General features: G+C 43.9%; 7 protein-coding genes. 2 read left to right on the top strand and 5 right to left on the bottom strand.

The genetic code is table 11. The features are described 5' to 3' along the window. From P4S58_RS17010 to P4S58_RS16995, 4 genes are all read right to left on the bottom strand, one after another. A complete protein-coding gene (locus tag P4S58_RS17010; protein WP_337164856.1) occupies positions 1–1,008 on the bottom strand; it encodes an ABC transporter permease in 1,008 nt (335 codons plus the stop codon). Positions 1,009–1,178: 170 nt separating this feature from the next. Next, entirely contained in the window at positions 1,179–3,098 is a 1,920-nt protein-coding gene (locus P4S58_RS17005; RefSeq protein ID WP_337164854.1) for an ABC transporter substrate-binding protein, read from the bottom strand. A gap of 74 nt (positions 3,099–3,172) precedes the next feature. Next, positions 3,173–4,885 carry a DUF2264 domain-containing protein gene (locus P4S58_RS17000; RefSeq protein WP_337164852.1) on the bottom strand — a complete coding sequence of 571 codons (1,713 nt, stop codon included), beginning with the start codon at positions 4,883–4,885 and terminating at the stop codon, positions 3,173–3,175. A 289-nt stretch (positions 4,886–5,174) separates the two neighbouring features. Next, on the bottom strand, positions 5,175–6,149 hold the full coding sequence (locus tag P4S58_RS16995) for an anaerobic sulfatase maturase (protein WP_337164851.1): 975 nt from the start codon (positions 6,147–6,149) through the stop codon (positions 5,175–5,177). Positions 6,150–6,553: 404 nt separating this feature from the next. On the opposite strand from P4S58_RS16995, the gene P4S58_RS16990 reads away from it, so the two are divergent. Both P4S58_RS16990 and P4S58_RS16985 read left to right on the top strand, forming a co-directional pair. Beyond that, a complete protein-coding gene (locus tag P4S58_RS16990; RefSeq protein ID WP_337164849.1) occupies positions 6,554–8,029 on the top strand; it encodes a sulfatase family protein in 1,476 nt (491 codons plus the stop codon). Next, positions 8,029–9,492: a sulfatase family protein gene (locus P4S58_RS16985; RefSeq protein ID WP_337164848.1), complete on the top strand. Its 1,464-nt coding sequence runs from the start codon at positions 8,029–8,031 to the stop codon at positions 9,490–9,492. Before P4S58_RS16990 ends, P4S58_RS16985 begins: the two co-directional genes overlap by 1 nt. Before the next feature lie 107 nt (positions 9,493–9,599). Here P4S58_RS16985 and gnpA read toward each other — a convergent pair whose 3' ends face one another. Then, positions 9,600–11,786: a 1,3-beta-galactosyl-N-acetylhexosamine phosphorylase gene (gene gnpA / locus P4S58_RS16980; RefSeq protein ID WP_337164846.1), complete on the bottom strand. Its 2,187-nt coding sequence runs from the start codon at positions 11,784–11,786 to the stop codon at positions 9,600–9,602. Positions 11,787–11,843: the final 57 nt, after the last annotated feature.

Here is an 11,843-nt window from a genome sequence, read left to right as displayed (position 1 = left end):
TTAAAACTCCTTCGCAACGCCAACACGTACTCGAGGGTCAATCCAGTACAGTAAAAGGTCAGAAATCAAGGTACCAATGATGGTGAGAATGGACATGATCAGTAGAACATCACCCGCAACATACATATCTTGAGAACGTAATGACGCGAGCATTAGTGGGCCAAGAGTTGGGATGTTCATTACCTGGCTTACAATAATGTCTGCACCCAGCAACGCAGGAAGCATCCAGCCAATAGTTGATACAATCGGAAGAATCGCAATACGAACTGGGTATTTCAAAATGAGTTTTGCCTCCGTTTGCCCTTTCGCTCGCGCTGTTTTTACATACGGCTTTTTCAGCTCATCGAGTAAGTTCGCGCGCATGATACGAATAATGCCAGCCATACCTGCGGTACCGACAACTAGGATGTAAATCCAGCTTCTTGAAGCAGCATCCATGAGTTTTGCCCAAGACATAGGCTGGTCAAGATATGCATCGGAATATAAGCCGGAAACCACAGTATCAAAGCTGTAATAACCAATCAGCAGAGCGACGATTGCAATCACAAAGTTAGGTGTTGCCATGCCTATAAATCCAAAAATCGTCGCTATGTAGTCTCCCCAAGAGTACTGACGTAACGCTGAATACATGCCAATTGGAATAGCGATTAGAAACTGGAAAATGAATACGGCTGCAGCAAGTGAAACTGTAGGCCATATACGTGGCTCGATCGTTTCCCACACAGACTGGTTAGTGGTTAGCGATATTCCTAAATCGCCAACTAACAGTCCTGCAATCCAATTGACATAGCGTTCGCCCAGAGATTTATCCAAACCATACATTTCGCGCATGGTATGAATCATCTGCGGATCCACAGTTTGTCCCATCGCTTGAAGTTCAGCGATCTTGGCCGTAGCAAAATCTCCTGGAGGCAGATCTATAACGGCAAAAACGACAATTGATACGGCCAAAAGAGTGACAAATATAGACACTAGCCGCTTACCTGCAAACAGAAAAAAAATGTTCATTACTGTTCCTTAAATAGTGACACCAAATTGTTTACCACTGACGTGTGATGAATGTGAGCTTGGAGAAATTGAACACTTCTCAAGCTGCAGCTTTATAGGTTTATTTATTGTTATTCGTGCTAATAATTGCCCCACGGTCCCGTGGGGCAAGGACGATCAGACATTATGGATTATTGGCTTTTCCATAACTGGCTCATGCGCATTGGTCCAGGCGTTGGGAAGTTCCAAGACTGAGGCATATTTTCCGGAACGTTATGCAGTTTATTACTGACCACAACACCAGCAGGCATAGCTTCAACAATACCAATCACGTAGAAATTTTCTTTCGCGATTTGCATGATTTCTTTCATGTATTTCTGTTGTTCTTCCTGAGAAGAGGTTTCTGTTACCTTTTTCCACAACTCAAGCTGCTGTTTCACGTAAGCTGGTGGTTCAACGGCAAACTCGTTGGTTGGCTCATTTGCCCATAGGTAGTAACCCATACCCCATGTAGATTCAGGGCTGAATGGGAAGTAGTAACGAGCTTCATCAATAACACCAACACCGCCTTCACCTAGGTTAGGAATCAAATCGAAATCATTCGTTAGACGAAGGTTGATCAGGTGATTAGATTCAATGATACGGATGTCTAGGAAGATGCCGACGTCTTTCCATTGGTTTTTGATCAGTTCTAATGCATCTGCAAATACGCCTTTTCTGCGAGTTTCAGATATCGCTTCAATACGCAGACGCTCGCCATTCTTAAGCAAACGATAGCCTTCCGAATCACGTTTAGTCAGGCCTAAATCATCAAGGATCTTGTTGGCTTTCTTAACATCATATTGCGTGTACTGCTCTACAGCATCTTTGTCATAGAAAGGCGAAATATCCGTTGGAGCAGCCTGATGAGGGCCTACAACACCTGAATATACTGTTTCGCTGATTTCCGAACGATCAATCGCATGTGATAGAGCAATACGGAAATCCTTATTCGCGAATAGCTCACGTTTTAGAGGATCTTTAGATGTTTGGTTCAAAGGCAGTGCAAGCTCAGTGCTTAGTGTGCTAGGACGGAACTTGTAGGTGTAATTGCCTTTCTCTTCATTTTCAATCAGCAAAGAACGGTACGATGTCTGACCGATATCGCGGTGTTGAAAATCCGTTTCGCCATTCGCGGCACGAAGCACCATTTCTTCCTGATCTTCACTGTAACGCCAACGAACTGAATCCAAATATGGTAGCTGGTTGCCTTCAGTATCGACCTGCCAGTAATAAGGGTTACGCTCATAAACTGCATACGTCGCGTTTGGTCCCGGTGGTGTGGTCACTTTCCATGCAGTAAGTACTGGGCGGTCTACGTTTGCATGGTGCTCAAGGAAATAATGCGCTTCACAACGTGTTGAAGCATATTGACGCCATGAATCAAATCCTTTTGCTTTCGCGTTTTCTACCGCTTTGTCATTGAACTTAGGCATAAATTGAGAACAGTAGTGTTTAGGGAAAGCGGTGAAACTTTCACTATCTACAGTCGCTAATGTGCGAATAAACATGCCGTTTGGTTTGGCTAAAGTGATTTTCACAGTATGCGCGTCAATCACTTCTGCTTTTGCTGAATCATGAGCAGGCAGTGCTAAAGGACGGTTACCAGAATGTTCTGGGTCACCAATAATTTCATTGATATAAAATGCAATATCGTCCGCAGTGAACGCAGTACCGTCAGACCATTTCACACCCTTACGTAGTTGAATAGTGAACTCAGTATTTTCGGTGTTTGAAGTAAAACCAACCGCTAAGTTTGGAATGACTTTCGAGTATGTAGTATCAAAATTAAACAAGTTGTCATAAGCGATGGTGCGGATGCGGTGACCGTTATCCATTGCTTTACCAACTAGGTTCAAGGTTCCACCGTATTGACCGATAGACTCATTCGGCTCAACAACCAATGGATTTTCCGGTAAACGTTCCTCAACTTTAGGTAACTTACCGGACTTCACCAACTCATTCAGCTGAGGCGCTTCATTATAAGTACCTGCCCAACTTGAGAAAGACAGAGCTGCAGCAACTGCTAAAGCCGCTTTGCCCAAATGAGGTATCTTATTGTGTTTCTTCATATTTAACTCCATAAGATGATCTATTGTTTCAAGGTTTTTGTTTTAAGGAATTCAAGGCATTACATAAGCAATGCTCATATATTTCCGGCCAGAACATGGACTTCTATGTCCGTGTCACCAACATTGATGACACCCGAAATAGCGGGAACACTGGAATGCGGATACACAACGTTGGTGTTCGGAGCGCACGGGTAGCAACAGGCTTGCCCCTGACCTCTGACCAACCGCAATTCACTAAATAATTTTTTGGATTCAATTCGCGAAGGCGCTGCGGCAGCGTGACTAAACCAGCCTCGCCACTCGTCCACACAATATCCGGTCATAAGGAACGACAAATCTCGGTCACTCGTTATTCGATGAATACGAACTTCTCGATCTGTTTGAAGACTTTGGTAGGTGGTAACGTTGCAACCATTGAATGGAGACCAGACAGAGACCAACGCCTCTCCCTCTCGGTAGGCTTCAATATGTCTCGGTCTGCTGTACCACTGCAGCGTTTCAGGATGCTGGAAAGCAAGAATGTTATCGCCCGCCCAGCCTTGGTTTATCCAACGGACACTGTCGATGCAGAACCCATGGGCAGAGCTGTAAGCAAATTTATAGTATTTATCGACACATTCACGTAGCTCGTTGCTGCCAGAAGCATTGGTTAATAAGTAACTGCCACCATTACGCCACTGAAGATGTCTGTCGTTTACCCACTGTGGTTTTGTGGTAGGCGTCAGTGATGCTAACTCTGCCTGCCAGAAAGGATGAGTATCTTCCATCGCTAAGGCATTAAACGCTTTAAAAGCTAATAGTGGTGACACCGAGCTGGTATAGAATTCACTCATGAGCAAGTTAGGGTAAGCGAATCCCGGTAGAAGTAAGCCGTTGTTGTCAGAAATAGGCTGATTCGCCCACCAGTTCATCCCTTGTGTCCAAAGCGTTCGCCATAAGCCAATATCAGGATGCTCTGGGTTAACTCTGGCAAGTTCGGCCCAAAAAGCTAATGCTGCGAAACGGTAATTTAATGAACGGCCGTAGGCGAGTTGACGTCCTTCAACGTCAAACCAGTCACTGTAAGTTTTCGCGAACTCTAACGCGTTACTAAGCAGTAATTCTTTACGTGGTGATTCTGGATTCCAGCGACAATACATCAAGGCGTAAAGCTGAAATGCCATAGGATTGTAGTAATCCATAACACCAGTGGCGCCATCTTCATACCAACCTTGCTCAAGCTGCATATCATCGATGGCTTGTAGATCGAACTCTAAGTTCAACGCATCAACAGCAATACCAAGCGAAGACAGAGATTCCAAAACAAGCACGCGGAACCAATACCAGTTGTTGGGTGGCAGTGCGATGTACGTAGACGATAGCAACCATTCAGACAAATTCGCTTGTTGCTCTTCAGTTAATGGTTGCCAGTAGATTTCAGGCGCTTCCACAAGCGCCATCGCGATGGCCGACATTTCTACAACTCGTTGGTCATAGTCCTTTGCAGGTTGCCAAAACTCACTAGAATCAGGCGTAGTTCCATCAATGATTCTCTGACTCAACAAATGATTGATTTCAGGATGAACATGCTTTGCCGGAACCGCTAACCATAATAAACGGCATACATATTCAATATCTGCAGTTTGACGCGTGTAATGGGCGGCACTATTTGCTTGAACATCTAATTTAACTTGGTCTGAAATAATCATTACGTGTTGATGCAACACATTCTTGGCTAATTCTGCAACGCTCTGACGAGTCGCAAATAAATTGTCTTTCTCGGTTAAATCTTTCCAGCACACAGACATTATAAATAATCACTCAGTTAAATAAGCTGCTTCGTTGGAAATAATTTAATATCACGAGTTATTATTATTAAAACGACTTTTTATATTTTCGATATCTGAGTCATAACTCCATCCATTCACCTCAATTATTTTTCGATTGCATCGCATTTTTTGACGAAAGATTAATTCACACTTTTACAAAAATTATTAAAAACAAATTAACAGAACATAAATCAAGAAAAATGGAACCCAAAAAATCATTAAGCGCATCGCACTTATAGAAGAAGATATTTACTCACTTCAATATTATTTATTCTTCCCCTTTGACGAAATGTGAGTAATAAATCACCGGCAATTGTTGTCTTAAACATTCACCCATCGCTTTTAAATACGGTTCAATAAAAGAGAAGAACATAAAGTATCCTTCACACAGATGGTGCTTCTCAGTGAACGAGATCTCTCCGTTTTGATTGATCCTCTGAGCAGGACAAGCCCCATGACACAAATAACGTTGTGAACACTGACCACAGTGCAGCGCGCTTGACGATGGTTTTCCGAGAGAAAAGTTCTGCTGGATTGGTGTTTCAATCAGATCTGGATAGTCACTGCGTTTAATGTTGCCCAGCTTAAATTGCGGATAAACAAAGTGGTCACAACTGTACACATCACCGTTGTGCTCAATGACTAAGTTATTGCCACAACTTGACGAATGAACACAGCTCGATGACGGCATACCCAAACTCATGCCCAATGCATTGTCGAAGTGGCTTACAAACACACGACCAATATCGTTTTCACGCCAAGTGTTAAATACCTCAATCATAAAGCGGCCAAATTGTTTTGCTCCGACAGTTCGATCTGTGACACCTTTGCCTTTCTCAGCTTCAACGACCGGAATAAATTGAATAAATTGAACGCCAAGTGATGTGAGATGTTGATAAACCCTTCTACCGTGATTGCCGTTATTTGCTTGAATCACGGTTAACATGTTGTATTCCACATCATACTTTTGAAGACAACGTAGCCCTCTTACTACCTGCTGATAAGATCCTTTGCCGTTTCGATGTTTGCGGTAGCGATCATGTAACTCTTCGTCGCCATCAAGACTAATACCCACCAGAAAACGATTCAGTTTCAAAAACTGGGCCCATTCATCATTGATAAGCACACCGTTGGTCTGAAATGTGTTCAACACATTCATGCCCTCTCGTTTGTGCTTTTGCTGATAGGCGATGGCTCGCTTGTAAAAGTCGATACCGCGTAGAGTCGGTTCTCCCCTTGCCAACCAAAGGTCACCTCTACTGTGCCGCGGGGCTGACTTTCGATGTATCCCTTAATATGATCTTCTAAAAGTGCGTCACTCATATCAAAACGATTTTGATTTGGAAAATATTCTGTCTTATCGAGATAGAAGCAGTAGTCACAATCTAAGTTACACAAGGGGCCAATGGGCTTAATAAGTACATGAAATGGATTTAAAGCGGTTGGTTTCGATGTAAATATGTGCATATGAGTTGCTTTATTGAGTTTCGATAAAGAAAATACTAAAGCATTAAACTCATGAGGTAGATAAGAATATATCGAACAAATTATTAATTTATCGTTTGCGAGTAAGTTAAAAAAATGCCATAAAAACACTCAACTAAATAGTTATAAAATCCCGTTATTTTTCATACATAAGTTGTCTATATGAATAAACCAAATTTACTCTATATATTCCCAGATCAATTCAGACAAATGTCGATGAGTTTGTGGAATGAATTACTATTTAAAGAACATTGTTCTGGGAAAGCTGACCCAGTATATACGCCTAACCTCGATAATTTCGCTCAACAAGCTTATTTATTACCGAACGCTGTAAGTAATTGCCCGGTATGCAGCCCTCATCGCGGAAGTTTATTTACCGGCCAGTATCCAAATAAAAGTGGTGTTCCTCTTAACTGTAATTCTGATCGAGTAATATCTGACCTCCCCGCTAGTGCAACTTGCTTTACCGACATTCTGGCTCAATCTGGTTACCACGTTGGTTATATTGGTAAATGGCACCTTGATTTACCAACCCCTAATGCGCCTGATAAGCCCGGAGAGTATGTCGATTCCTCAGTACCTGCCTGGGATTCTTATACAGAGCCACAGCGCAGGCATGGTATTCATTACTGGTATGGTTACGGTACCTTTGACGAGCATCGTAACCCCCACTACTACGATACTGATGGCGTGAGACACGAACCTCGCACTTGGTCTGCTGAACACGAAGCAGACAAAGCTATCTCTTATTTAAAAAATGAGAATGCGGAAAGAGACCCAAGCAGTCCATTTGCTCTTTTTGTTTCTATGAACCCACCTCATAGCCCTTATCAAAGTTTAGAAGACTGTCGTGAGCAAGACTTACAGCTTTATGAAGCATTCATCGATGAACAACTTCTGGTGCGTGACAACGCCAAACTGGATTTAGAGAAAGCCGCAAGCGCGAGATATTACTTTGCCAATGTCAGCGGCGTTGACCAGCAGTTTGGACGAATTGTTGAAACTCTAAAAGAGATTGGCGAATGGGATAACACTATTGTGGTGTTCACCAGCGATCATGGTGAAACCTTGTGCAGCCAAGGCCTAACAGATGCGAAAAACGTAATTTTTGAAGAAGCGTTCCTCGTTCCATTCTTAGTCAAAAGCGTTAATCAAAATCTGCCTAAAGTGTCTGAAACCTTTCTAAACAGCGCAGACATCATGCCAACGATTTTGGATATGCTAGGTCTAAAAGAGAACTTACCAACCAATATCACAGGCCAAAGTAAAGCGTCGTCTATTACCGACAACAAAAACAACGTTCATTCGAACTGTGCCCTTTACATTCGCAATTTAGATGGCGAAAAGGACGAGAATGGCAAAGTAGTTAGCTACTTCCCACAAAGCAGAGGAATTAGGACTGACCGTTATACCTTTGCCTTGGAAATCGACCGCAAGCTTAAGCTCGATAGCATTTTACTATTCGATAATAAGAGAGACCCTTACCAGTTAGCCAACATCGCATGGCAAGCATCCGCTTCTCTCACTCAAGAACTACTTTCACAACTTGCTGCAGAACTGGCTCGTATCCAAGACCCTTGGGCAGAGCTGAAAATTCTAAACGATATATTACCTTATCCTCATTCTAAGGACTGTTAATGAACAATACTCCTCCTAATGTCATCATTCTCTATGCCGACGACTTAGGTTTTGGCGACTTGAGTTGCTATGGCGCCAATGATATTCCTACGCCAAATCTCGATAAGCTGGCAGACGAAGGCATTAAATTTCATCAGGGTTATGCCACTGCAGCAACCTGTACTCCTTCTCGCTATAGCTTGCTGACGGGCAGCTATCCTTGGCGAAATCCTAACGCAGCAGTGTTACCCGGTGATGCCGCTCAAATCATCAGCAAAGATCAGCCAACGCTACCTAAAATGTTCAAGAAACAAGGTTACAACACAGGTATTGTGGGCAAATGGCATTTAGGTTTGGGAGATGGCAAGCTAGACTTCAATAAGTCAATCTCAGGCACACCGAATGATGTCGGTTTTGACCAATCCTTTATTATGGCCGCCACCAATGACCGTGTACCTTGTGTGTATATCGACAATCGCAATGTAGAAAACCTAGACCCAAACGACCCGATTGAAGTGACCTACGACTGGGACAAAGCATTTTCTGATGTGCCAAATGGGCGTAGCCATCCAGAGTTGCTCGACGTGATGTATGACCATGGGCATGACGGCACCATCATTAATGGCGTGAGCCGTATTGGTCATATGCTCGGTGGAGAATCTGCGATTTGGAATGACGAAACCATGGGCGAGCGTTTCGCCGAGAAAGCGATTGAATTCATAGAACAAAACCAAAACACGCCGTTTTTCCTATACTACGCGATGCATCAACCTCACGTACCGCGTATTCCAAATCCCAAGTTCAGAGGCGCTACCCCACACGGCGTGCGTGGCGATGTCATCGTAGAAATGGACTGGTGCATTGGTCAGGTTCTTAACAAAATTGACCAACTGGGGCTCAAGCAAAATACCATCGTCATTTTCTCCAGTGATAATGGGCCAGTGCTCAATGATGGCTATAAAGACCAAGCATTAGAGCTCAATGGTCAGCATAAAATAGCTGGGCCTTTACGTGGTGGAAAATACAGTTTGTTCGAAGGCGGTACTCGCGTGCCATTCATCGTTCGCTGGCCTGAAACTATCAGCGAAAAGCACAGTCATGCATTAATCAACCAAGTCGATCTTTACCACAGCCTGGCAAAAGTTATTGGTTACGAGCTGACGGAAGACGAAGCACCAGATAGTGAACAACAGCTCGAAGCGTTAATCGGTCGTGATCCATATGGACGTGAAAGTATGGTGCTGGAAGGAATGCAATATAAAAAAGTGTTCCGTGATCAACGTTACGCCTACATTCCACCTCATGATGACGACTTCATCTGTCAATATACTGGTAATGAAAAAGGTAATATGTCATCGGCTCAGTTGTATGATCTGTTTGACGACATCGGCCAGTTAAACAACCTTGCGGATACAATGCCGGAAAAGGTGGAGCAAATGCAGAAGCTTCTGGATGAGTCAATCAAGAACGAAAAGACTCGTTAAAGTGCTAGGTTAATCACGGTCAGCGATTAACCTACCTATCGACACTCTTAAACGTAAAAAAGGTGCAATCCCATGCACCTTTTGTTTTATCCCTGTTTAGCGAAAGGTTAGATGGAGATCCACTTCCATTCATAGCCTTCTAAACTGATGTTCACGAACTCGCCTTTAGCGTTAGATATCGTCACTTGCTGAGGCTCACTTACGTAGTTAACGGCAGCGACCATGCCAGTTTGTGGATAATAAGCGACATCAACATTTGGATAGTCCGACAACCAAGCATGCTGCTGTGTCTCATTGTGGCTTAGCCATATCAATACTTGCTGTAGCAAACGAGCATTTTTCATATTGAATGGCAGATTACCCATGTATACCGAGCGCCCTTGACCATAATTACGTGCCGTTAAAGCAAGGTGCTGACCTTGTGCGGCCAACACTGCAATATCTGTCGCCTGCGGATATACGTAGCTAGGGTTGCCAAAGTCTAGTCCTTCAGTGACGAATTGACTTAGGTAATGTTCTTTCGCGATAGACAGCGGCATCGCCACGCGACCCATAGTCAGCGCTGTCTCTTTCTCTAAACCAAATACATCACCGAGTTGGAAATAGCGTCCATTTTTCTGAAACGCTGAAGGATCACAGACGCCAAGCAAACCACCACCTTGGCCGACAAACTTGCGCAATGCCACCAGCACTTCACTGTTGTCCCAGCATTCGCCACCGCTCCATGCAGAGTTGGCATCCCCCGTATTAATGATCACTTTGATATCTTCACTAATACCGTTTTGGATAATGTCGTCGAAACTGATGAACTCTACTTCAAACGGCAGACCCGCCAAACACTCCAGCAAGTTATTACCGACAAATTCCATCACATCTGGGCGTGGCGGAACATAGAAACGTTGATCTCTCGCTTGGTTTTGCAGCCAACTGCGAGCCTTACCCCAAGCACTTAATACAGCAATTTTGCCCGTTAACTTTTGAGATTCTGTACCTTGTGTATGCTGCAGATAAGCACCAAACTCTCGTGATATCTCAGTCACATGGTCAATAAAATGCGGGAATTTATTAGCTAAGGACAAGTAGCCACCGTAACCAATTCGGTCCAGAGGCTTCTGCAACATCGCTCGACGAATTTTCACCCAGTTAGACATCGACTCAAGGACAGGATCATTACCTTCACGGAAAACATCTGGGAAGAAATAAGGATAAAAACGCGCTTCACGGGTTTGTTCTCCCATGGAGTCCGTTAAACGACGAAGTGCGACCCCGTCTTCCACCGCGCCAATGTTGATATCAAGACCAATGTTTTGGTAGCTTTCCAAAAATGGCTCGGTACCAATCCAGTGATCACCCTGGAACATGGCGGTTTTCTTTCCAGCTTTGTGCGCCATTGCGACTAACTCAGCGGCGAAATCAACCACAAACTCCTGAACGAAAGTCATCCAATCTTGATAACGCTTTGATGGTGCTTTATAAGTGCCGTTGTAATAACCCGCATCCACGAAATCTTCTGGCGTTAAAGCATAACCAAAACGCTTTTCAAAGTCCTCTAACGCTCGTGGGCTGACGGTTTCTCCGTAGCCAGTCCAGTCACGATAGATATCCTGATTTTGCTCACCAGTGTCAATTACGAACAAGAATGCGAAAGTCGTAAATCGTACGACAGTGGTGTTCGGATGCTCATCCAGCCACTGAGCAAAGTGCTTGATTAAATGTGCGCGACATTCTGGATGATAAGGATCTAAGCTCTTGATACGCGGACCTTTCCAATCATTGGTTAGCGCATTGTACATAGATACGCTGTCCCACACCTGACGAGCCATAAAAGTCACGGTGTATTCATGGTATGGCTGTGTCTGCTTAATCAAAACTTGTTGAGTAGCAGCGTCAAATTCCCACAGCGACACATCGATCACGGTATTGGTCGTGCGGTTGCGTACTTCCCACCAGCATTTTGGATCGCTGTCGTCATCAAGCTCATACTTGTCTTTGCTATAGCCATCAAGAGGCTGGATAACAAGCGTCTCAGCCATAGCTGTGACAGGAAATGACATCAGATATTTACGATGTAAATACTCAGGGTGTTGATTGGCAAACTGTTGGTCAGCGCGCACCAAACACACGACAGAATAAATATCGCTGTCTTGCTTTGTTAATGATTCCGGCATAGTAGTACCATCGCTGTCTCGCAATGCGTCCGCTTGCCAACGTTGGTATAAATCCAATACCACTTCTTCTTGTCCAACCTCAACAGGCAATGTCATGTGCCCTTTAGTTGAAGAAACCTGTTTCATGTTCAAACTCCAAAACGTTAAATCAGCGGGCAGACTTGCCCGCGTAAATCAAAAAAT

Origin of the sequence: Vibrio sp. Hal054, from assembly GCF_037162405.1 — a bacterium.
GTDB classification, from domain to species: domain Bacteria; phylum Pseudomonadota; class Gammaproteobacteria; order Enterobacterales; family Vibrionaceae; genus Vibrio; species Vibrio diazotrophicus.
This window is presented reverse-complemented; position numbering and strand designations above follow the sequence as displayed.